Genomic DNA, 21,400 nt, shown 5'->3' with positions numbered 1-21,400 from the left:
GGCGGAGCCTGGCTCCGCCTTTTTGCTTCAGTCCTGACTCACTCCACCTTGATCAGTCCCACCGGTTTCACCTTCGGTGTCAGCGTGCCCCCCTTGCGCGCACGCTTGCCCCGGCAGGCCTCCAGCGCCACACCCTTCACCACCAGTTCGATGTCCTTACCACCCCGACCCGCGCCGATCACCTTGACGGCATCGACCGGCGGACAGCACACGGCCACCAGCTCTTCCTTCTCGTCCAGGCCCATGACGATCATGCCGCGACCGCGTGGCATCACCTTCATCTCGGCGCGCGGGAAGTAGAGCAGGCGACCATTGGCAGATGCCGCAGCAAGCCATTCACCCTCGACGCGTGCCGGTGCCAGCACGGTCTCCTTGTCCTCCAGGGTCATGAAGGCCTTGCCGGCGCGCTGACGCGTAACCAGTTCTTCCAGCTTGGTGATGAAACCGTAGCTGCCGGAGTTGGCGAAGAAGTATTCGCGGATCGGGTCGTCGGTCAGCGCCTGCGCGATACGTGCCCCGGGCTGCAGCTCGATCAGCGTGCTGATGGGTACGCCATCGCCGCGCCCGCCCGGCAGATCGGAGATGCGTACGGAATACGCACGACCCATGGTGTCGACCAGGATCAGCGGCCAGGTGGTGCGCGCCTCGGCCACCAGCATGGCGGTATCTCCCTGCTTGTAGCTCAGCGTCTGCGGGTCGATGCCATGGCCCTGGCGGGTGCGCACCCAGCCATTCTTCGACAGGATCACGGTGACCGGCTCGTCCAGCACCGGCGCCTCCACGGCCGCCACCGACACCGCCGCCTCGATCAGCGTGCGGCGGTCGTCGCCATGCTTCTTGGTGTCCTCCGCGATTTCCTTGAGGATCAGCTTGGTCATCGCGTTGCGATTCTCGAGCAGCTCGACAAGACCCGCCTGCTCTTCGCGCAGCGCCGCCAGCTCCTTCTCGATGGCGATGTATTCCAGCTTGGCCAACTGGCGCAGGCGGATTTCCAGAATGTCCTCGGCCTGCGTCTCGGACAGGCCGAAGCGCGCGATCAGCTCGGCCTTGGGCTCATCCGCCTCGCGGATGACCTTGATGACTTCGTCGATGTGCAGCCAGGCGATCTGACGCCCTTCGAGGATGTGGATGCGGCGCTCGACCTGCCCCAGGCGATGCCGCGTACGGCGCTCGACTGTGGCAAAGCGGAAGCTGATCCACTCCTCCAGCATCGCCTTGATACCCTTCTGCGCCGGCCGGCCGTCGAGGCCGATGACCGTGAAGTTCATCGGCACCGTGGTTTCCAGGCTGGTATGCGCCAGCAGCACGCGCATCAGCTCGTCCGGCTCCTGCGTGCGGGTCTTGGGTTCGAACACCAGGCGTACCGGCTCCTTGTCGGAAGACTCGTCGCGCGCCGTATCCAGCACGCCCAGCACCAGGGCCTTGTTGTTCTTCTCCTCCTGCGTCACCTCCTTCTTGCCCGTCTTGGGCTGCGGGTTGGTGACGGCCTCGATCTCCGACAGCACCTTGGCGGTCGATACGCCATGCGGCAGTTCATTGATGATGACGCGCCAGGCGCCGCGCGCCAGTTGCTCGATGCGCCAGCGCGCACGCATGCGGATCGAGCCACGGCCGCTCTCGTAGATGTCGCGCAGCACATTGTCCGGCGAGATGATCTGGCCACCCCCCGGGAAGTCCGGCCCCGGCAGCACTTCGCGGATGTCGTCGAGCGAAGCGTTCGGCTTCTTGATCAGTAGTTGCGCCGCTGCCGAGACTTCGCGCAGGTTATGCGGCTGGCATTCCGTCGCCATCCCCACCGCGATGCCCGAAGCACCGTTGAGCAGCAGCATGGGCAGGCGTGCCGGGAACAGCTTGGGCTCGTCGAAGGCGCCGTCGTAGTTGGGCACGAAGTCCACCGTACCCATGTCGATCTCGGACAGCAGCAGCTCGGCGATCGGCGTCAGGCGCATTTCGGTGTAACGCATCGCCGCCGCGCCGTCGCCATCGCGCGAGCCGAAGTTGCCCTGGCCGTCGATCAGCGGGTAGCGCAGCGAGAAGTCCTGCGCCAGACGCACGGCTGCGTCGTACACCGACTGGTCACCGTGCGGGTGCAACTTACCGATCACGTCACCCACGACACGCGCCGACTTCACCGGCTTGGCCGTCGGGTTCAGACGCATCTCGTTCATGGCGAACAGGATGCGGCGCTGAACCGGCTTCATGCCGTCCTCCACCTGCGGCAACGCACGGCCGCGCACTACGCTCATGGCATAGGCAAGATAGGCGCGCTCGGCGAAAGCGGCGATGGGCAGGTGATCGTCCGGCAGCTCGGCCAGGGTCGGCGCCGCCGGCGGTGCGGGCGGTTCGTCCGGTGGCAGCTCGGCGGTGGGAGCGGCGGCAACGTCATCGTCGCCGAAGAGATCGGGTTCTTGCTCGTTATGCATGCGATTCGTGACCAGAGGACTTCATCCGGCGCGAATTATCGCAGCTTCGGCGCGGTCCCGCGCCCCACCCGCTGCAGCCCGGCGCAATCGGCCCGCTCAGTGCAGGTCGGCCGCCCGCAATGGCCCCACCTGGACCAAGGCCTCGATCTGGGCCGCAGGAACCGGCAGGCTGAAATAGAAGCCCTGGAATTCGTGGCAGTCCTCGGCCCGCAACAGACGCCACTCCGCCTCGCTCTCCACCCCCTCGGCCACCACCGTCAGCCCGAGGCTGCGCCCCAGGGTGCTGATGGCGCGCACGATGGCCACGTCGATCTCGTTGCTCGGCGCACTGCGCACGAAGGACTGGTCGATCTTCAGTTCGTGCAGGGGCAACTGCTTCAGGTACGACAGCGAGGAATAGCCGGTGCCGAAGTCGTCCAGCGAGATGCGCACCCCCAGGTTGGACAACTGCAGCATGCGCTGGACTACCGTCTCCACATCAGTCAACAGCACGCTCTCGGTGATCTCCAGCTTGAGCTGGCGCGCATCCACGTTGCAGCGCTGGATGGCGCTGGCCACCCGCTCGACGAAATCGGCGCGCTGGAACTGCAGGGCACTGATGTTGATCGCCATGGCCAGCTCCTCCATGCCGGTCTGTCCTTGCCAGCGGGCCAACTGGCTGCAGGCTGCATCGAGGATGAAACTGCCGAGTGGCACGATGAGGCCGGTTTCCTCGGCAACGGGAATGAACTGACTGGGGCTGAGGATGCCGCGCTCCGGGTGGTTCCAGCGCGCCAGCGCCTCCACGCCGACCATCCGCCCCGCACGGTCGACCTGCGGGTGGTACAGCAGGAAGAAGTCGCCGGCTTGCAGCGAGCGGTGAATGGCCCGCTCCATGTCCACATGCTCGGCCACCCGCAACTCCATCATCGGGTCGAAGAAACGCAAGGTTGCCCGGCCGTCTGCCTTGGCGCTGTACATCGCCAGGTCGGCCTGCTTGATCAGTTGCTCCTCGTTCTGCTCATGCCCCAGGAACAGACTCGCTCCGATCGAGGCGGAGATTCCCCGTCCGCCATACGCCGCCTCACCGGATTCGTGCAGTGCGCGCAACACCTTTTCGCCGATGCGCTGTGCGCTCAGCGCCGCCTCATCCATCTGCTCGCCCAGCTCTTCCAGCAGCAACACGAATTCATCCCCCCCCACGCGCGCGAGCGTGTCAGAGCCCCGCACGCCCTGGGTGAGGCGCTGCGCGATGGCGACCAGCAGGCGGTCGCCCGCGTCATGCCCCAGGGTGTCGTTGAGTTTCTTGAAGTCGTCCAGGTCGATCAGCATCAGCGCCCCGTAGCTGCGAGAGCGTGCGCTGCTGTTCATGGCATGGCGCAGGCGGTCACGCAACAGGCGCCGGTTCGGTAAACGGGTCAGGGGATCGTAGAAGGCCAGCGAGCGGATCTCCTCCTCCGCTCGCTTGCGGGCCGTCACGTCCTGCACCACGACCAGCAAGCCGGTCGGCTCCTCATCGGCGGTGGCAAGCTGGCTCACGCTTGCCTGCAGGTGCAGCACCTGCCCCCGCAGGTCCAGGCTCAGCTCATGCCGCATCGGGCGATGCTGCCGCTGGCTCGCTGGCGGCAAGGCATCGAGCAGCAGCGCCATTTCCTCCGGCAAGACCGCGTGGTAGTCGCGCCCCAGCACCGAACCGGCCAGCTCATGCAAAGGGCTTTCGGCCGGGGCATGGAACAGGGTCACGCAGCCCTCGTTGTCGAGCACCATCACCGCATCCTGCATCGAGGCAATCACCGTGGCCAGGCGCTGCTCGTTCTCGCGCAAGGCCTGCTCGGCCTCCTTGCGCCGGCTGATGACCATGTAGGTGCCCATCATGCGACGCGCCTTGCCGTCCCGATCGCGCTCCACCGTGCTGCCGTGGAGCTGCATCCAGACAAAGCTGTCGTTCTTGTGGCGCATGCGCAGCTCGGGATCGAAGGCCTCCGCTTGCCCCGCCAGGTAGGCATCCCGGCTGGCGCGCAGCACCGCCCAGTCAGCTGGGTGTACGACGTGTTCCCAGGGCATCACGCAGGGCTGCATCTCCCCTGCCGCATAGCCCAGCGGAATGGCCCAGTTGGCATTGAAGAACACCTCGGCCCCCGCCACCTCCCACTCCCACAGGCCCTGGCTTGCCCCCAGCAAGGAGAGCTCCAGTTCCCGCTGCAGGCGGCTGCGCTGCAAGAGGTTGCGCACCCGCGCCAGCACAATGGGAATCACGAAGGGCTTGGTGACATAGTCGTCGGCTCCGTGGCCCAGCCCCTCCAGCTCGCTCTCCGGCGAATCGTCCGCAGTCACGAACATGACCGGGATGGTGCGCGACTCGGCCCGCTCGCGCAGCCGCCGGTGCACCTCGTGGCCGCTCATGCCGGGCATCATCACGTCGAGCAGGATCAGGTCCGGCTTGCACTGTTCGATCAACTCCAGCGCCTGGGGACCGGAGGTCGCGAAGCGAACCTCGTAATCGGTGGCGAGTGCGGTACACAGCATCTTCACGTTCGCCGGCACGTCATCCACGACCAGCACGCGCGGGCAATAGCGGGTGTCGTTCTCGCTCAAGCCTGTCTCCTCCAAGGGGCAGCCTGGATCGGCACGGTCGCGTCCGGGCGTGACCCGCCGCGCACTTCATCTCCCGCACTTATCGGCCCGGCCGGAACGGACTGAATAGCCCTTGCGGCCCCAACTGTGACGAACTGCTTCGAGCCCGCGAACCGGACCGAACTGGCATCCCACCACCCAGCTGCCATACTCTGATTGCATGGCTTGTTACCCCGCGCCCGCCCGGCGCGCCTCGCTGCGCAGGCCACGGTATCGAGCACGCGTTTACCCTGAATCCGCCAGCCAGAGCGAGCGTTTCCCGCATGAATACCCTCCGCCGCCACACCCGGCTAACCCAGGCCCTGGCCAGCGCTGCACGCGACTTGCAGCGGCAGGCATGGCTGCCCATGCAGCAGGCGATGAACGCCTGCCAACGCGGCGAATGGGCCGCCATCGGCACCACCTTGCACGGCCTGCGCGGCGCCGCCGGACGCTTCGACGACGGCGGCTTCACACGTGCGGCCCTGCTGGCTGAAGATGCCATCCAGGCGGGGCGCCACGCCGAGCTGCCCCGCCTGCTGGCCGAGGCCGGACAGCACTACCGGTGTGTCCTGGCAAGAATCGAATCCTGGCTGGCCGAACAGCCCGCAGCCCCGGAATCAGGCACGCCAGCGCTCCCAGGTGGGGCGGGGCGGCGGGAACTGGAGCACCTGATCGGCCTGGTCGAGGAGCAGGCCTTTGCCGCGCTGGACGAATTTGAACGCCTGCAGCCCGCGCTGAGTGCCCTCTCTCCCGACGAGACCCGGGTCATCGCCGGCCTGCTCGACGGACTCGATTTCCAGCGCGCCGCGCTGCGTCTGCGTCGCCTGCTGGACGAGGCCATGCAGCGCTGACTCACAGGAGCAGGTGCATGAAAGCAAAAAGCCCGTGACCAAAGGTCACGGGCTTTTTATCTGGGGCGACATACCGGGATCGAACCGGTGACACTTGGAATCACAATCCAATGCTCTACCGACTGAGCTAATGCCGCCATTGAAACTGCTCGGTACTCTACTGCTTTACTGCGGTACGACGAATTCGGTGGCCTGCCCGAAGGGAATCGAACCCCTAACCTACGGCTTAGAAGGCCGTTGCTCTATCCAGTTGAGCTACGGGCAGTCCTGGGTTTGCCTTCGGACAGGTTCTCGGGAAGGGTCACGCAACTGGTCGGGGCGAGAGGATTCGAACCTCCGACATCTTGCTCCCAAAGCAAGCGCGCTACCGGGCTGCGCTACGCCCCGAGACGCAAGATTATATGTAGATCGGCCCAAGGCGTCAAACGCAATCGCGAGAAATGACAATGGGCGGAGAAAACACCTCCGCCCATTGAAGCGATCCGCTGCAGTTGATCAGTGATGATGGCCGTGCGGGCCGTGCACATGACCGTGGGTGATCTCGTCCTGCGTGGCGATGCGAACGCTGGCGACCTTCAGGTCGAACACCAGCGCCATGCCAGCCAGGGGGTGATTGCCGTCCACCACGACCTTGCCGTCGGCAATGTCGGTGACGCGGAAGACCATGTCTTCCTCGCCGTCTTCGCCGACGCGCTCGAAGGCCATGCCGATCTCGATGTTGTCGGGGAACAGCTTGGCGTCCTCGATCAGCACCAGTTCCTCGTCGTATTCACCGAACGCGTCGTCAGGCTGCAGCTTGATCTGCAGCGTGTCGCCCTCCTTTTTGCCGTGCAGGGTTTCCTCGATCAGCGGGAAGATGGCGTCATAGCCGCCATGCAGGTAGACCAGCGGCTGCTTGCCGTCGTCGACCAGGTTGCCATCGGGGTCGCGCACGGTGTAATCAAGCGTGACGACGGTGTTCTTGACGATTTCCATTGATGCTCCTTGATAAATCCTTGACCAGGTTAAGTACTGTGGCCGCATGTTCACGCGAGCCGGCATCGTCAAGAACATGATGGATCACGCCATCGCGTCCGATAATGAAGGTCACACGCTGCACCGCCGTTCGGGTCACGCCATCGACTTCACGCAGATGCAGGACACCATACTGCCTGCACACTTCGGCTTCCGGATCAGACAGGAGACGGATCGCCAGGCCATGTTCATCGCGGAAATCGGCGTGATTCAGGCACTCGTCGAGGCTGACGCAGGCCACCTCTGCGCCGACCTGGCTGAACTCGTTCTCGATGTCGGAGTAAGCGATGGTCGTGCGCAGGCTGGAAGGCATGCGGTCGCGTGCGAAGAAGCCTAGCACCACGATGCGACGGGAGAGTTCAGCCTGCAGGTCGAACATCTCCATGTCGGCATCCGGCAGCACGAAGGTGGGCGCCTTGGTGCCTACCGCGACGCAGTGTGCATCGTGACCCGCGGGGGATTCTAACCCAGCCGGCGTGACGGAACGGTGTGTGGGCGAACCGGCGAGCTGGGCCATGAGGAGTCCTCCTGGGGGTTGGGCTTCCTCTGATCTAGTCAACCGGCCAAGCATTCACAAGTTGATTGTTGTGTCGACCGCGCGCCGCGACACATCCTGACTCAGCGCAGGCAGACCTTGCGCACCTGCACCATGTCGGTGACACCCGACAGCACCTTTTCGATACCGTCCTGGCGCAGGGTTCGCATGCCGTCCTCAAGTGCGGTCACCAGCAAATCGGCCACCATGCTGCGGGTCTGGATACGCCGCCGCACGTCCTCAGTGCCCAGCATCAGTTCATGCAGACCGACCCGGCCACGGTAACCGCTGCCATTGCAGGCGTCGCAGCCTGCAGGTTCATACAGCAAGATGCGTCCTGATTCGTCTGCAAACTGCTTGCGCCACGCTTCGCGCAGGCGGCTCCGGGCGGCCTGCGGATCGGCCGCGAACTCGACCGTCTTGCGCAAGTCCTCGCAGTACTCGTCAAGCAAGGACTCGATCTCGGCCTCGTGGGCAATATGTGCCTTCTTGCAACTCTTGCAAAGACGTTTGGCCAGACGCTGCGCCAGTACGCCCAGCAAGGCATCGGCAAAGTTGAACGGGTCCATCCCCATATCCAGCAGGCGCACCACCGATTCCGGTGCGCTGTTGGTGTGCAGGGTCGAGAACACCAGGTGGCCGGTCAGCGAGGCTTCAAGCCCGATCGACACCGTCTCTGTATCGCGCATCTCACCCACCATGATCACGTCGGGATCGGCACGCAGGAAGGCCCGCATGACCGTCGCGAAGTCCAACCCCGCCTTGCGGTTCACCTGCACCTGGCGCAGGCCTTTCTGGGTGATTTCGACCGGATCTTCGGCGGTCCAGATCTTGGTGTCAGGGTGATTGATGTACTTGAGGATGGAGTGCAGGGTCGTGGTCTTGCCTGAGCCGGTAGGGCCGCAGACGAAAAAGATGCCATAGGGCTTGCTGACGGTGTCCTTGAGACGTTCCAGGTTGTGCGTTGAGATGGCCAGGTCATCGAGCGGCAGGGGCTCCCCATGCGCCAGCAAGCGCATCACGACATCCTCCATGCCGCCTGCGGTGGGGATAGTGGCGACGCGCAGCTCGAGGTCCAGCGGGCCGAACTTGCGGAACTTGATCTTGCCGTCCTGGGGCTTGCGCTTCTCGGCGATGTCCAGGTCGCACATGATCTTGATACGCGCCACCAGCGGGCTGCGATAGCTGGCGGGCACCTCGATGTAGGGGTAGAGCGAGCCGTCCTTGCGGAAGCGCACCAGGGTCTTCTCCTTGCCCGGGCGCGGTTCGATGTGGATATCTGAGGCGCCCTGCCGGTGCGCATCGACAATGATGCGGTTGACCAGCTTCACCAGTTCGTTGTCGGCCGCCGCATGCAGATCGTCGCTGCCACCGCCATCGCGCTCGTCTTCGCCAAGGTCGGACAGGATATCGCTGACCGAGGAGTCGTCCAGGCTTTGCTCGAAGAACTGCTCGACCGTCTGGTCGAACTCGCGCTGGGTGCACACGCGGTACACGATCTTGCTGCGCTGGAAGATGTTGGAGACCACACGGGAGCCGATTACCTGCTCGGGATCGACGGCCAGGATCACAATCCCCTCCTGCGTCTCCTCCAGCGGCAGCCACTGACTCTTATCGACGTACTCGCGCTTGAGGTTGCGCAGCAAGTCCATCGGCTTGATGCGCCCGGCCCGATAGGGCTCATATGGCACGGCATAGAAGCGCGACATCGATTCGCCGATCTCCTGCAGCGTGCACTGGAACTCCTCGCGCAACACCGTCTCGACGCTGACGCCACGCGTGCGCGCCAGTTCCTCGGCGCGCACCAACTGTTCTTCGACCAGGCGCCCATCCACCACCAGATACTCGTACTTGCCACGCAGAGGCTGACTGGCCTTGAGCCTCTGCAGGAAGGCCATGGACAGCGTATGCGCCAAGCCGAGAATGCCCTCCTCCTCGATCTGCGAGAAGGGCTCGTCGTCCGTGGTGTTGATCAGTTGTAGCACCCCCAGCAAGGCGCCGTTGTCGGCCTGTACCAGCGGGGCCACCAGCATCTGCTTGCAGTGGTAACCGCTGCGGTCGTCCACCTCGTGACGGAACTCCAGCGACGGGGACAAGCCTTTGAGTTCGGCCTCGTCGTAGACATTGCGGATGTTCAGCATCAACTGGTGCGAAGCACAGTAGCCGGCGATGCTGCGGTCCGAGATGGGCAAACGGATCGCCGGGGGCAGGTTGCTGCCTGTCTTGACGTGCGTGCTGATGGTGGTGCCCGTCTTGTCGACGAGGTACACCGACATGCGCTCGGCGCCAAACAAGGAGCAGACCTCGCTACTGATCTCGGCAATGATGCTGTCGATGTTGGGCGCAGCGTGGATTGTCTGGGTCAGGGCCTGCAGCCGCTTGAAGAAGGCCAGGCGACGCGCCAGGCTGCTACGGCTGATCTTGTTCGGGGCAGGAGATTCCATGGGCGGGGGCTCCAGAAACTATCGTCGCCTGAATCAACGGCATTACAGCTCGAAGACTTGATCGTTGCGCAGTATCTGCGGTTTCAGCAAGCCGTCATAGTCGGTGATCTCGGTCAGCATGTTTTCCGCGCTACCCGGCTTGAGATGGGTGACATAGACCTCAGGCGTGACGGTCAGGCGATCCAGCACCCGGTGCAGAATTGCGGGCGACATGTGGCGGGCCGCCAGCGCCAGATCCTGCTGGGCATTGGAGAAGGCCGTCTCGATGATGAGATAGCGCAGGTCATGCGTCTGGTTGATGGCCTCGATCATGCTCTCCGACATCGTGGTATCGCCCGAGAAGATCAGGCTCCCCCCGGGCGCACTGAGCCGATACCCCACCGCCGGCACCGAATGCAGCGCGGGAATCGAGCAGATCCGGCGTTCCCCCAGTTCAACCACCTCCCCCAGACGCATGGCCTGCATTGCCAGATAGGGATTGATGCGGTCCGGGATCGCGGTGAAATCAGGCCAGATCAACCAGTTGAAGATATGCGTGCGCAGCAGGCGCAAGGTCGCGTCCGAGGCATGCAGGGTAATCGACGCACGACGCAGATCGCCCACGGTGTCGATCAGCAAGGGCAGCAGCGCCACATGATCCAAATGGGCGTGGGTCAGAAATACGTGATCTATAGCCTGCAAGGCATCCAGCCCCAGGCGCCCGACACCGGTCCCACAATCCACCAGTACATCATCGTCAACCAACAAGGCCGTGGTGTGCTGATCGGGGCCGCCTATCCCGCCACTACACCCGAGTACCCTGACCTGCATGCTCTGACTCCGGGGACGCGAGCCGAAGGGCTCAGGGATTGGGTCGGAGATAGAACTCCATCTTGACCCCCGCAATTTCGATCACATCGTGGTCGGCCAGCAGATGCGCCTGCGCATCGAGCTGACGGCCATTCAGGATGGGGAAGCTGTCACCCTCGACATGGGTGATGAAGTAACCATGCGGGCGGCGCGTGATGACGGCCACCTGCGATCCAGGCTTGCCCAGGGTCGTGAGCGACTTGGACAGCTCCAGCTCGCGCCCGGCGTTGCGGCCCGAGAGAATCTGCACCACCCCCATCGCCTCGTTGGCGGCAGGCTCGCCCCCCTCGCCCGGCGCCACCCAGCCGGAAGTAGTGGAGGCGTCGGTCACCGTCGCCTCGGCGCCGAAGCCCACCATGGTGTCAGTGTGCGCGCGCGGGGCAGCCCCCAGGGTGGCGGCCTCGGTTGGCGCAATGAAAGCTTTTTCGAAGGTGCTGCCGGCAGAGAAGTCCGGCACATCCTTGATGAACTTGAGGCGGTACTTGCCCAGTTCCACCACGTCGTTGTCCTTCAGCACGTGCTTCTTGACCGGCTGGCTGTTGACGTAGGTTCCGTTGGTGCTGTTGAGGTCTTCCAGGAAAGCGTCGTTGAGGATGGTCACGATCACCGCGTGCTCCCCGCTGATCGCCAGGTTATCGATCTGGATGTCGTTATGGGGCTTGCGGCCAATGGAGGTTCGCTCCTTGGTCAACGGAATTTCCTTGAGTACCAGACCATCCATGCTGAGGATCAGCTTCGCCATCTTCGCCTCTTTACCTCTTCACGTTGCGCGGTCCGGCAATCCACCCCAGCAGTGGGGCATGCGGGTGCCGGTCTCTGCAATTGCAGTTTAATAGGGTAGCGCGATTCCCAGGCCAGCGGCACGGGCCCGTGTGAGGATTTCGGCACCCAGCGCCAGATCCTGAATAGCCAGCCCCTGCGATTCGAACAACGTGACCTGGTGCTCGCCCGTACGTCCGGGGTGGCGCCCCAGCAACACATCCCCCAGTTCAACCAGGGCACGAACCGATAGGCGGCCCTTTTCCAAGGCTGAAAAGAGGTCGCCCGCCTCCTTGGAAGCCGTCGCCACGCTGTCCACACAGATCAGGTCAGCCCGCAGCACGGCCTTCTCTTCCAACTCGCGACGCGTCAGCGCATTGGAGCCCACCGCGTTGACGTGCATGCCTGTTTGCAGGAGATCGGCTCCCACCATTGGCTCACTGGCCGTGGTCACCGTCACGAAAATGTCCGCCCCTTCGGCCGCTGCCGCCACACTGCCCACCGGCACGATCTCGCGTCCCGTCTCCGCCGTCAAATCGGCGCAGAAAACCCGCAACCGCTCAGGGTTGCGGGCAAAGACCTGAAACCGCTCGATGCCGGGCAGTTGCACCAAGCCCAGAATCTGCCCACGAGCCTGCCAGCCGGCACCGATTACGCCGGCCACGCGGGCAGTAGGACGCGCCAGTAAGCGGGCCGCCACGGCACCAGCGGCCCCGGTCCGCATCATGCCCAGCAGATCGGCTTCAATCACAGCCAGGGGCTCACCCGAACGGGTGTCGAAGAGATGCAGCCAGAAGCGCGCACCACCTGCCGAGGTGGTGTAGGACTTGAAGCCCATCACATTGCGCGCGGGGAAGCTTCCCTGCATCAAATGCAGCATGGCGCTCCCCGCCCGCGTGCGATGGCGCGGCACATCCTGAGCCAGACCAACGGCATGATCACGGTGCGCCGCCTCAACCGCCGCGATGGCTGCCGGCATGTCGATCAGGCGCCCAACTTCAGCCTCGCTCAGATACAGCGCCATGCTCTCTTCCTCAAGTATCGGTATTGCCCGCCACGATCTCCCGCCGGCCGGCAAACCAGCGACCGAGCAACAGCACCAGCAGGGCGCCACAGCCTGACGCCACATAGACCACCGTCCGAGCAACCTCGGACTCCCCGTTCGCCGCAAGGTAAGGCACCACGACAGGGTCAGTCACCGCCATATGACCCGCAATCCAGCCCAGCAACATCGCACCCAGCGTAATCACGACTGGGAAACGATCCATCAGCTTGATGACCAATTGGCTGCCCCACACGATGATCGGAATGCTGACCAGCAGGCCGAATATCACCAGCGGCATCTTGTGATCGCCACCCGCGCCCTCGGCGGCCCCCGCAATCGCAATGACGTTGTCCAGGCTCATCACGAAATCCGCCACGATGACCGTCTTCACCGCAGCCCACAGACGATCACTTGCCTGAATACTCCCGTGTTCATCCTCCTGTTCCGGCATGAGCAGCTTGATCCCGATCCAGATCAGCAACGCGGCACCAATCAGCTTGAGGAAAGGCACTTTGAGCAGGATCAGCGCGAAGAAGATCAGGATCACGCGCAGCACGATCGCGCCAGCGGTGCCCCAGAGAATGCCTTTGGTGCGTTGTGCCGGCGGCAACTTGCGACAGGCCAACGCAATCACCACGGCGTTATCGCCGCCCAACACGATGTCGATCATGATGATCTGACTGACTGCGAGCCAGAAAGCCGGCTCCATCAACATCTCCATACCCACCCCCAACAAACACGAAACCGGAAAGACTAGCACTCATGTCCGAGCGCATCCTGATGCAGGCATGCCCAATCCGCATTCCCGCCGTACAAAAGTAAAACAGGCCGCCAAGGCGGCCTGCTTCACACACTTCTTGCGCGATTACAGCACGCTCTTGAGCAGCTTGCCCATCTCGGACGGGTTGCGCGTCACCTTGAAACCGCACTCTTCCATGATGGCGAGCTTGGCGTCGGCGGTATCTGCGCCACCAGAGATCAGCGCGCCCGCGTGGCCCATGCGCTTGCCGGCCGGAGCCGTCACACCGGCGATGAAGCCGACCACCGGCTTCTTCATGTTGGCCTTGCACCATTGCGCGGCTTCGGCTTCGTCCGGACCACCGATTTCACCGATCATGATGACGGCATCGGTGTCGGGATCGTCGTTGAAGGCCTTCATCACGTCGATGTGCTTCAGTCCGTTGATGGGGTCGCCGCCGATACCAACGGCGGACGACTGGCCCAGGCCGATTTCGGTCAGCTGCGCCACGGCTTCATAGGTCAGCGTGCCGGAACGCGACACGACGCCGATGCGCCCCTTGCGGTGGATGTGACCCGGCATGATGCCGATCTTAATCTCGTCCGGCGTGATCAGACCGGGGCAGTTCGGGCCCAGCAGCAGGGTCTTCTTGCCACCGGCGGCTTCCTTGGCCTTCATGCGGTTGCGCACTTCCAGCATGTCGCGCACAGGGATGCCTTCGGTGATGCAGATGGCCAGATCCAGATCAGCCTCGACGGCTTCCCAGATCGCGGCGGCAGCGCCCGCCGGCGGCACGTAGATCACCGACACGGTGGCGCCGGTCTGCGCCGCTGCTTCCTTGACCGAACCGTAGATGGGGATGTTGAAGATCGACTCGCCCGCCTTCTTGGGGTTCACGCCGGCCACGAAGCAATTCTTGCCGTTGGCATACTCCTGGCACTTCTCGGTGTGGAACTGGCCGGTCTTGCCGGTAATGCCCTGGGTGATGACCTTGGTATCTTTGTTGATGTAAATCGACATGTTCTGAACTCCTGGTGGCCCGGCTTACGCCACGGCAGCAACAATCTTCTGGGCGGCTTCTGCCATGGTGTCGGCAGAGATGATGGGCAGGCCGGACTCGGCCAGAATCTTCTTGCCGAGATCCTCGTTGGTGCCCTTCATGCGCACCACCAGCGGCACGCCCAGCTTCACTTCGCGCGCGGCCGTCACCACGCCGTTGGCGATGGTGTCGCACTTCATGATGCCGCCGAAGATGTTGACCAGGATGCCCTTCACCGCAGGGTTCTTGAGCATGATCTTGAAGGCTTCGGTGACCTTCTCGGTCGTCGCACCACCACCCACATCCAGGAAGTTGGCCGGCTCAGCACCGAACAGCTTGATGGTGTCCATGGTGGCCATGGCCAGACCGGCGCCGTTCACCAGACAGCCGATGTTGCCATCCAGCGAGATGTAGGCCAGATCGAACTTGGAAGCTTCGATTTCGGCCGGATCCTCTTCATCCAGATCGCGATATTCGACGATTTCCGGGTGACGGAACAGCGCGTTGGCGTCGAAGTTGAACTTGGCGTCCAGCGCCTTGATGTTGCCGTTGCCTTCCAGGATCAGCGGGTTGATTTCCGCCAGCGAGGCATCGGTTTCCATGTAGCAGGTGTAGAGCTTCTTGAAAGTGTCGACCGCCTTGGCGATCGAGGCTTCCGGCACGCCGATGCCCTTGGCGAGCTCCAGGCCTTGCGCGTCGGTCAGGCCGGTGGCCGGATCGACGAAAACCTTGATGATCTTCTCGGGGGTGCTGTGCGCGACTTCCTCGATGTCCATGCCGCCCTCGGAAGAGGCCATCATGGCCACCTTCTGCGTGGCACGGTCGGTCAGCGCGGCAACGTAGTATTCCTTCTTGATGTCGGCGCCTTCTTCGATCATCAGGCGACGCACCTTCTGGCCTTCCGGACCGGTCTGATGCGTGATCAGTTGCATGCCGAGAATCTCGCCAGCGATCTTCTTCACATCATCCTTGGAACGGGCGAGTTTGACGCCACCGCCCTTGCCGCGGCCACCGGCGTGAATCTGGGCCTTGACCACCCAGATCGAGCCGCCCAGTTCATCAGCCGCCTTGACGGCCTCATCGACGCTGAAGCACGGAATGCCGCGGGGGGTCACGACTCCGTATTTGCGCAGGATCTCTTTCGCTTGATATTCGTGGATCTTCATAATTGCCCTTCGAACGAGCATGCGGGCCGGTCCCGGTCCGACCGCTCGGGATTAGACATCTCTTGATGAGTTGAGGAGATCAGACCCTCTCCTGCGGCAAGGCCTTCTACGGGCTTGTCCTGACAATTCAAGGGCATGAGCGTCGAACATTGTAGCGGAAAGCGCCCCGGGAGCGCAGCTTCCTCCCTTCCGCCAAGGGAACTCAGACCCGGTACCAGCCCCCTGGATCGTTATTCAACGCACGAATATTGGTGCTTTTTGCCGATAAATATGCCCACTGCGGTTTGAACGCCTCCATTAGAATCCGGCCTGATGACCTGCCCCGCCCATAAAGAAGACTGGTCTGACCTCCCGCCCATGCCCGGGGCATGCTGCAGCCTGCCACGCCTGCGCTGGCTCTCCGGTCCGGCACTTGTGCTGGCGCTGACTCTGCCCGCCTCGGCAGCTACGATCGGCAGCGCACGCACGCTGAGCTATCTGGGCGAACCATTGAAGGTCGAAATTCCGGTCCAGATCGACGGGCGCTTCACAGAGGACTGCGTACGCCTTGCGCCTCCCGGGCAGGCAAACGAAGACATTCCCTGGGTACGCGATGCCCGGGCCACGGTCAGCGACGAGGGCGGGGGCAATAAGCGAATCCTCGTCACCACCCAGCGCCCGGTGAATTCGCCGGCCATCATGTTGGGCCTGCAAGTCAGTTGCGGTGTCCAATTACGGCGGGAATACGCCCTGCTGCTGGACCCCCCGGACCTGCAGCAACTGGCAGCGATGACGGCCACGCCCGTAGCCACACCCCACGCGCCAAACACCCCCAAGCCGGCCGATGGCAGTACCGCCCTACGCCGCACGCAGGCCGGTGAGACCGCCGCGAGCATCGCCGCCGAACTGGCAGGGGGTCGCCGCGCGACCCAGCGTCAATTGGCCGAACAAATTGTGGCTGCCAACACCGCTTCGCTTGGCAGCGGCGCCAGCATCGACACGCCTTTCCCTGAAGGTTCATTGATCAACATGCCCGCGCCGCCAGCGGTTCCGCTGCGCAGTGAAGCAGCCCCGGCTCGCGCGACTCGCAGTACGGCGCCTGCTGCGGCTCGGGCCGTTGCGCCGCAACCCCGCCTGCGTATCGCGGACGGCCAAGAGGGAGGCCTCCAGTTGTCGCTCAGCCTAGGGCAGTACCGTGAGCTGAAGGAAACCGAACGCGACCGCCTGCGTACCGAAATGCAGTTGCTCAGCGCGCTGGACGAGAAGATCGCCACCCAGATCGAATTGTCCGACCGGCTGCGACGGCTGGAAGCGCTGCAGGACCAGTTGCGCAACGATGCAGCCCGTCTTGAGGCCGAACTGCAGCGCCAGGCACAGGGCGCCTCGCCAACAGCCCTCGCCGCCCCTGCTGCGAGCACGCCGACCCCGGCCCTGCCCGCCGCCAAGCCAGCAACAGCGCCCCCCTCCAGCTTCAGCCGGGACAACGCGCTGGCCTGGCTGGCGGGTGTTTTACTGATTCTCGTGCTGGCCGTAGGGGCCTGGCTGTGGCTACGCCTGCGACGAAATGGCGCAACGGAAGACGTTCCGCTCGCCGCCCCGCCGGCCAGCAATGCGGTCGCCCCGGCCCAGGACAACATGGATGAGTTGTTCGAACCGCTCAACGAGGCCGACATCTGGCCCGAGCGCGAGGTCGAGCAGGTCGGCACGCTGGCGAGCACTGGCAGCGGCTCGCCCCGCGCAGCCGCCATGGTGGAAGGCGCCCTGGGGCCGATGTCGGTCGCCAGCGTGGGCCCCGCCTCGGTCCTGCAGATTGAAGATGAGGTCGAGGAACACGATTCAGCCGTCGAACTAGCCGAGATCATGATGTCCTTCGGGCGTGTGCACGGCGCGGCGCAGACTCTGGCCGATTTCATCCGCAGCAACCCCAAGCAGGCCGTCAAGCCCTGGATCAAGTTGCTGGAGGTGTACCGCGCCGCCAATATGCGAACAGAATTCGACGCCCTGTGTTCCCAGCTCAACAAGACCTTCAACGTGAAGCCGGTCGGCTGGGAAGACTTCGAGGGCGCGCTGCGTGCGCCAGAGTCGCTGGAAAACATGCCCCACATCGCCAAGAAACTGAGCGACACCTGGGGCAAGCGTGACTGCCAGGCCTACCTGCACGAGCTGCTGCGCGACAACCGCCAGGGCACGCGCCAGGGGTTCCCGCTGGCGATCATCGACGAAATCCTGCTGCTCCTCGCGATCCTGGAATCGCACCTGGGCGCCTATCGTCCCGACGACGAGAGCGCCAATACACCACCGGCCACGACACCGAATCCGGAAACCCTGCAGGTCAAGACTCCTCCGGAAGCGATGATCGCCCCGCTCGACCTGAACATCGAGGAAGCAGCAGACGAAGTGTCCGGCAGCAGCGTCGACTTCGACATCGAGACCATGGATCTGAGCAAGACGCTGCACATCAATCTAGACGACTTCGGTTCGTCGGACAGCCAGACATCGGCCATCGACTTCAGCCTGCCGGACAAGAAACCCCGCCCCTAGACCGGGTTATCTAGGTCAGCGAAGCTCACCTTGATGCCGAAGTGGCCAGCCAGGTGCTCGCCCAGGGCCTTCACCCCGTAGCGCTCCGTGGCATGGTGCCCCGCCGCCAGGTAGGCAATGCCCGTCTCGCGCGCCAGGTGGACGGTGGGCTCCGAGATTTCGCCAGACAGGTAGAGATCAGCCCCCGCCAGGATGGCGTCCTCGAAAGCGCCTTGTGCCGCCCCCGTGCACCATGCGACACAAGCGACCGGGCGTGCCGGATCGCCAATGAGCTGCGGTTCCCGCCCCAGGCGCGCCGCCACCGAACGGGCCAGTTGCCCGGCGGTGAGGGCATGTTCGGGTCGCCCCAGGCAAACCAGATCGCGCTCCCCGCAGTGCCCTTCCACCGTCCAGCCCAGCACGCGCGCCAGTTGGACGTTGTTGCCCAACTCCGCATGCGCGTCGAGCGGCAGGTGGTAGGCAAACAAGCTGATGTCATGTTGCAGGAGGCTTGCCATACGTCGCTTGCGGAAGCCGGTCACGCGCCCATCCTCACCCCGCCAGAACCAGCCGTGATGGACCAGGATCGCATCGGCCTGCGCGGCCGCCGCAAACTCGATCAGCGCCTGGCTCGCCGTCACCCCACAGACGACATGCGCGACCCGCTCCCGTCCTTCCACCTGCAAACCGTTTGGGCAATAATCCTTGAAGCTCGCGCTGCCCAACAAGGCATCCAGGTAGGCTTGCAGCTCCGCTCTTCCGATGGTGACGCGCGCACTCACTCCAACCTCCTTCTCTTAGCAGCGGATTATGCATCGCCTGTGGCTCCTGTTCGCACAATCGGTGACCGTGGCCGTGGCCGTGCTGTTCGTGGTCACGACGCTCAAGCCTGAATGGCTGGCCTTCAGTCGCCCCACCACCGCCCCCGCCGCGCCGCCGCCCGCTTCGCTCCCCGCGCCGGCATCGGGCGGCATGCCGAGCTACCGCGACGGCGCCCAGCGCGCCCTGCCCTCGGTGGTCCATATCTTCACCAGCAAGGAAATCCGCAGCCCGCGGCATCCTTTCATGGACGACCCGGTGTTCCGCCACTTTTTCGGCGACCGGCTCGAGCGACAGACCCAGCGCAAAGCATCAGGGCTCGGCTCCGGTGTACTGGTCAGCACCGAAGGCTACATCCTGACCAACAATCACGTGATCGACGCGGCCGACGAAATCGAGGTGGCGCTGCAAGATGGACGCAAGCTGCCGGCCCGCCTGGTCGGGCGCGACGAGGATACGGATCTCGCCGTACTGCGCATCACCACGCAGGAGCCCTTGCCGGCGATCCAATTCACCAACAGCGACAATCTGCGCGTAGGCGACGTGGTGCTGGCCATCGGCAACCCCTTCGGCGTCGGCCAGACCGTCACGATGGGGATCGTCAGCGCACTTGGGCGCTCTCACCTGGGGATCAACACCTTCGAGCATTTCATCCAGACCGACGCCGCCATCAATCCCGGCAACTCGGGCGGCGCACTGATCGATACGGAAGGCCGCCTGGTCGGGATCAACACCGCCATTTACTCACGCTCCGGCGGTTCGCTGGGCATCGGCTTCGCCATCCCGGCCAGCTTCGCACGTAGCGTAATGGAGCAGATCATCAAGCATGGCAGCGTCGAGCGCGGCTGGATCGGGGTGGAGGTGCAGGATGTCACGCCCGATCTCGTCGCTTCCTACGGCATGCCGGCACAAGGGGCGCTGATCGCCGGGCTGGTCGCCAACGGCCCCGCACATCGCGGCGGCCTGTCACCAGGTGACGTGGTGACCCAGATCGACGGCAAACCTTGCGCCGACCCACAAAGCCTGCTGGAGGCCATCGCCAAGCTGCCCCCTGGCCAACTCGCCCGGCTCCGCTTCTGGCGCCAGGGGCAGACGGTGGAAACCAACGTACAGGTCAGCCGGCGACCACCGATGGGGCGCCAATAGGCTCAGGCGGTCTGTGTCTTCTTGCGGTCGACCATGGCCGCGATCACCAGGCCAAGTTCGAACAGCAGGCACATGGGGATCGCCAGCATCAGTTGCGACACCACGTCCGGCGGCGTTACGACGGCCGCCACCACGAAGGCGCCCACGATCACATAAGAACGCCACTCGCGTAGTTTGGCCACACTCACGATACCGGTCTTGACCAGCAGGATCACCGCCACCGGCACTTCAAAAGTCACGCCGAAAGCGAGGAACATGGTCATGACGAAGGACAGGTACTGCTCGATGTCAGGCGCCACCGTAACGGTCTTGGGGGCGATCGAGTAGATGAACTTGAATACCGTGCCAAACACAAAGAAATAGCAAAAGGCCATTCCGCAGAGGAACAGGAAGGTGCTCCCCATGATCAGCGGCGCGGCGAAGCGACGCTCATGTGCATACAAACCAGGGGCGACAAAGGCCCAGGCCTGGTACAACACGTAGGGCAGTGCCAGGACCAATGCCACCAACATGGTGACTTTCATCGGCACGAAGAAAGGTGTGACCACGCCAGTGGCGATCATGCGGGTGCCTTCAGGCAGCGCCTTGAGCATCGGGCTGGCCAGCAGGTCGTAGATGTCGGACGACCAGGGCATCAGACACAGGAAGACTGCCAGCAAGGCGATCACCGCGCGCACCAAGCGGTTGCGTAACTCCACCAGATGGGACAGGAAGGTGTCCTGGGTATCTTGTTGTACCACGCCTCAGCTCCGCACCTTGCTGTCTGGCCCCGCGCCAAACATATCCAGTTGGTTCTCGTCCCTCTCCGGCTGCGCCTCGGGCTGTGGCTCAGACACTGCGAGGTGCCCGGGCTCAGCCGGCGACGCCGGGGGAAGCAACTCAGTCTGTGCGGGTACGTCTGCGGTGACGTTGCTGAACTGCTGCTCCAGGGCCTGCGCCTGTTCGTTGAGGGAGTGCTGCAACTCGCGCGCCGATTCAGTCACCGATTCCTGCATGCGCTTGAGATCAGCCATTTCCATCTCGCGGCTGATGTCCGACTTCACGTCCGACACGTAGCGCCGCAGGCGACCCAACAGGTGACCGGTGGTCCGCGCCACACGCGGCAGTTCCTCGGGGCCGATGACGATCAACGCCACGACTCCGATGACAAACAACTCCCACATCCCGATATCAAACATGCTGCCTCATCCGGTCCCTGAAAACGGAAAGGGGCGCGTGCGCGCCCCCGTCGCCGATCCGGCGAGCCTCAGCTCTTCTTCTCGCGAGCCTCGGCATCCACTGTCTGCCCGGCGTCGATCTGCTGTGCGGGCTTGCCTGCAGCCTGCTCCTCCGAGCCATCCTTGAGGCCCTGCTTGAAGCCCTTCACGGCGCCACCGAGGTCTTCCCCGATGTTGCGCAGCTTCTTGGTCCCGAAGACCAGCGCCACGATGACCAGCACGATCAACCAGTGCCAGATGCTAAAGGAACCCATGTACTT

The 21,400-nt window shown here is 63.8% G+C and carries 18 protein-coding genes and 3 tRNA genes; 3 read left to right on the top strand and 18 right to left on the bottom strand.

Annotated features, from left to right (window positions below; genetic code table 11):
• Positions 1 to 38 precede the first annotated feature (38 nt).
• Both parC and NMB43_RS07755 read right to left on the bottom strand, forming a co-directional pair.
• The gene (gene parC / locus NMB43_RS07760; RefSeq protein WP_494351575.1) at positions 39 to 2,423 is read right to left on the bottom strand and encodes a DNA topoisomerase IV subunit A; all 2,385 of its coding nucleotides are present in this window, start codon (positions 2,421 to 2,423) and stop codon (positions 39 to 41) included.
• Between the two features lie 96 nt (positions 2,424 to 2,519).
• Positions 2,520 to 4,997 carry a two-component system response regulator gene (locus NMB43_RS07755; RefSeq protein WP_494351574.1) on the bottom strand — a complete coding sequence of 826 codons (2,478 nt, stop codon included), beginning with the start codon at positions 4,995 to 4,997 and terminating at the stop codon, positions 2,520 to 2,522.
• Positions 4,998 to 5,299: 302 nt separating this feature from the next.
• On the opposite strand from NMB43_RS07755, the gene NMB43_RS07750 reads away from it, so the two are divergent.
• The gene (locus tag NMB43_RS07750; RefSeq protein WP_494351573.1) at positions 5,300 to 5,869 is read left to right on the top strand and encodes a hypothetical protein; all 570 of its coding nucleotides are present in this window, start codon (positions 5,300 to 5,302) and stop codon (positions 5,867 to 5,869) included.
• A gap of 61 nt (positions 5,870 to 5,930) precedes the next feature.
• Here NMB43_RS07750 and NMB43_RS07745 read toward each other — a convergent pair.
• The 12 genes from NMB43_RS07745 to sucC all read right to left on the bottom strand — a co-directional run bounded on the left by NMB43_RS07745 (position 5,931) and on the right by sucC (position 15,459).
• Positions 5,931 to 6,006 (bottom strand) — tRNA-His (locus NMB43_RS07745).
• A 51-nt stretch (positions 6,007 to 6,057) separates the two neighbouring features.
• Positions 6,058 to 6,134: transfer RNA gene (locus NMB43_RS07740), tRNA-Arg, on the bottom strand.
• A 45-nt stretch (positions 6,135 to 6,179) separates the two neighbouring features.
• Positions 6,180 to 6,256: transfer RNA gene (locus NMB43_RS07735), tRNA-Pro, on the bottom strand.
• Between the two features lie 108 nt (positions 6,257 to 6,364).
• Positions 6,365 to 6,844: an FKBP-type peptidyl-prolyl cis-trans isomerase gene (locus NMB43_RS07730; RefSeq protein ID WP_494351572.1), complete on the bottom strand. Its 480-nt coding sequence runs from the start codon at positions 6,842 to 6,844 to the stop codon at positions 6,365 to 6,367.
• A complete protein-coding gene (locus tag NMB43_RS07725; RefSeq protein WP_494351571.1) occupies positions 6,810 to 7,400 on the bottom strand; it encodes a peroxiredoxin in 591 nt (196 codons plus the stop codon). The genes NMB43_RS07730 and NMB43_RS07725 overlap by 35 nt, the downstream gene beginning before the upstream one ends.
• Positions 7,401 to 7,501: 101 nt before the next feature.
• Positions 7,502 to 9,862: a GspE/PulE family protein gene (locus NMB43_RS07720; protein ID WP_494351570.1), complete on the bottom strand. Its 2,361-nt coding sequence runs from the start codon at positions 9,860 to 9,862 to the stop codon at positions 7,502 to 7,504.
• 42 nt (positions 9,863 to 9,904) lie between these two features.
• Positions 9,905 to 10,672, bottom strand: coding sequence for a 3',5'-cyclic-nucleotide phosphodiesterase (locus NMB43_RS07715; protein ID WP_494351569.1), 768 nt, complete (start codon positions 10,670 to 10,672; stop codon positions 9,905 to 9,907).
• Positions 10,673 to 10,703: 31 nt separating this feature from the next.
• On the bottom strand, positions 10,704 to 11,453 hold the full coding sequence (locus NMB43_RS07710; protein WP_494351568.1) for an FHA domain-containing protein: 750 nt from the start codon (positions 11,451 to 11,453) through the stop codon (positions 10,704 to 10,706).
• A gap of 87 nt (positions 11,454 to 11,540) precedes the next feature.
• Positions 11,541 to 12,494 carry an ornithine cyclodeaminase family protein gene (locus NMB43_RS07705; protein WP_494351567.1) on the bottom strand — a complete coding sequence of 318 codons (954 nt, stop codon included), beginning with the start codon at positions 12,492 to 12,494 and terminating at the stop codon, positions 11,541 to 11,543.
• A 10-nt stretch (positions 12,495 to 12,504) separates the two neighbouring features.
• On the bottom strand, positions 12,505 to 13,236 hold the full coding sequence (locus NMB43_RS07700; protein WP_494351566.1) for a TerC family protein: 732 nt from the start codon (positions 13,234 to 13,236) through the stop codon (positions 12,505 to 12,507).
• Between the two features lie 144 nt (positions 13,237 to 13,380).
• Complete coding sequence (gene sucD, locus NMB43_RS07695; RefSeq protein WP_494351565.1) at positions 13,381 to 14,274, bottom strand: succinate--CoA ligase subunit alpha; 894 nt, start codon at positions 14,272 to 14,274, stop codon at positions 13,381 to 13,383.
• Between the two features lie 24 nt (positions 14,275 to 14,298).
• Complete coding sequence (sucC, locus tag NMB43_RS07690; RefSeq protein ID WP_494351564.1) at positions 14,299 to 15,459, bottom strand: ADP-forming succinate--CoA ligase subunit beta; 1,161 nt, start codon at positions 15,457 to 15,459, stop codon at positions 14,299 to 14,301.
• Positions 15,460 to 15,816: 357 nt separating this feature from the next.
• Between sucC and NMB43_RS07685 the strand changes: the two genes are divergently transcribed.
• Complete coding sequence (locus NMB43_RS07685) at positions 15,817 to 17,979, top strand: type IV pilus assembly protein FimV (protein WP_494351563.1); 2,163 nt, start codon at positions 15,817 to 15,819, stop codon at positions 17,977 to 17,979.
• Here the strand turns inward: NMB43_RS07685 and NMB43_RS07680 are convergent.
• On the bottom strand, positions 17,976 to 18,722 hold the full coding sequence (locus NMB43_RS07680) for a Nif3-like dinuclear metal center hexameric protein (protein WP_494352128.1): 747 nt from the start codon (positions 18,720 to 18,722) through the stop codon (positions 17,976 to 17,978). The two genes, NMB43_RS07685 and NMB43_RS07680, sit on opposite strands and share 4 nt — an antisense overlap.
• A gap of 46 nt (positions 18,723 to 18,768) precedes the next feature.
• On the opposite strand from NMB43_RS07680, the gene NMB43_RS07675 reads away from it, so the two are divergent.
• Positions 18,769 to 19,923 carry a Do family serine endopeptidase gene (locus NMB43_RS07675; protein ID WP_494351562.1) on the top strand — a complete coding sequence of 385 codons (1,155 nt, stop codon included), beginning with the start codon at positions 18,769 to 18,771 and terminating at the stop codon, positions 19,921 to 19,923.
• Positions 19,924 to 19,925: 2 nt separating this feature from the next.
• On the opposite strand, the gene tatC is transcribed toward NMB43_RS07675, so the two are convergent.
• The 3 genes from tatC to tatA all read right to left on the bottom strand — a co-directional run bounded on the left by tatC (position 19,926) and on the right by tatA (position 21,394).
• Entirely contained in the window at positions 19,926 to 20,663 is a 738-nt protein-coding gene (gene tatC, locus NMB43_RS07670; protein ID WP_494351561.1) for a twin-arginine translocase subunit TatC, read from the bottom strand.
• A 3-nt stretch (positions 20,664 to 20,666) separates the two neighbouring features.
• Positions 20,667 to 21,101 carry a Sec-independent protein translocase protein TatB gene (tatB, locus tag NMB43_RS07665; RefSeq protein ID WP_494351560.1) on the bottom strand — a complete coding sequence of 145 codons (435 nt, stop codon included), beginning with the start codon at positions 21,099 to 21,101 and terminating at the stop codon, positions 20,667 to 20,669.
• Between the two features lie 68 nt (positions 21,102 to 21,169).
• The gene (tatA, locus tag NMB43_RS07660) at positions 21,170 to 21,394 is read right to left on the bottom strand and encodes a Sec-independent protein translocase subunit TatA (RefSeq protein ID WP_494351559.1); all 225 of its coding nucleotides are present in this window, start codon (positions 21,392 to 21,394) and stop codon (positions 21,170 to 21,172) included.
• Positions 21,395 to 21,400 lie beyond the last annotated feature (6 nt).

It is taken from the genome of Uliginosibacterium sangjuense (assembly GCF_059132465.1).
The sequence above is the reverse complement of the archived record's forward strand: the minus strand, read 5'-3'. Positions and strand labels throughout refer to the sequence as shown.

What these genes read in the sequence shown, in the direction of transcription:
- NMB43_RS07675 (WP_494351562.1), top strand. Translation starts at nt 18,769, where the DNA reads ATGCATCGCCTGTGGCTCCTGTTCGCACAATCGGTGACCGTGGCCGTG.
- sucD (WP_494351565.1), bottom strand. Translation starts at nt 14,274, where the DNA reads ATGTCGATTTACATCAACAAAGATACCAAGGTCATCACCCAGGGCATT.
- NMB43_RS07720 (WP_494351570.1), bottom strand. Translation starts at nt 9,862, where the DNA reads ATGGAATCTCCTGCCCCGAACAAGATCAGCCGTAGCAGCCTGGCGCGT.
- NMB43_RS07730 (WP_494351572.1), bottom strand. Translation starts at nt 6,844, where the DNA reads ATGGAAATCGTCAAGAACACCGTCGTCACGCTTGATTACACCGTGCGC.
- sucC (WP_494351564.1), bottom strand. Translation starts at nt 15,459, where the DNA reads ATGAAGATCCACGAATATCAAGCGAAAGAGATCCTGCGCAAATACGGA.
- NMB43_RS07685 (WP_494351563.1), top strand. Translation starts at nt 15,817, where the DNA reads ATGCCCGGGGCATGCTGCAGCCTGCCACGCCTGCGCTGGCTCTCCGGT.
- tatB (WP_494351560.1), bottom strand. Translation starts at nt 21,101, where the DNA reads ATGTTTGATATCGGGATGTGGGAGTTGTTTGTCATCGGAGTCGTGGCG.
- NMB43_RS07725 (WP_494351571.1), bottom strand. Translation starts at nt 7,400, where the DNA reads ATGGCCCAGCTCGCCGGTTCGCCCACACACCGTTCCGTCACGCCGGCT.
- NMB43_RS07705 (WP_494351567.1), bottom strand. Translation starts at nt 12,494, where the DNA reads ATGGCGCTGTATCTGAGCGAGGCTGAAGTTGGGCGCCTGATCGACATG.
- NMB43_RS07715 (WP_494351569.1), bottom strand. Translation starts at nt 10,672, where the DNA reads ATGCAGGTCAGGGTACTCGGGTGTAGTGGCGGGATAGGCGGCCCCGAT.
- NMB43_RS07710 (WP_494351568.1), bottom strand. Translation starts at nt 11,453, where the DNA reads ATGGCGAAGCTGATCCTCAGCATGGATGGTCTGGTACTCAAGGAAATT.
- NMB43_RS07700 (WP_494351566.1), bottom strand. Translation starts at nt 13,236, where the DNA reads ATGGAGATGTTGATGGAGCCGGCTTTCTGGCTCGCAGTCAGTCAGATC.
- tatA (WP_494351559.1), bottom strand. Translation starts at nt 21,394, where the DNA reads ATGGGTTCCTTTAGCATCTGGCACTGGTTGATCGTGCTGGTCATCGTG.
- NMB43_RS07750 (WP_494351573.1), top strand. Translation starts at nt 5,300, where the DNA reads ATGAATACCCTCCGCCGCCACACCCGGCTAACCCAGGCCCTGGCCAGC.
- parC (WP_494351575.1), bottom strand. Translation starts at nt 2,423, where the DNA reads ATGCATAACGAGCAAGAACCCGATCTCTTCGGCGACGATGACGTTGCC.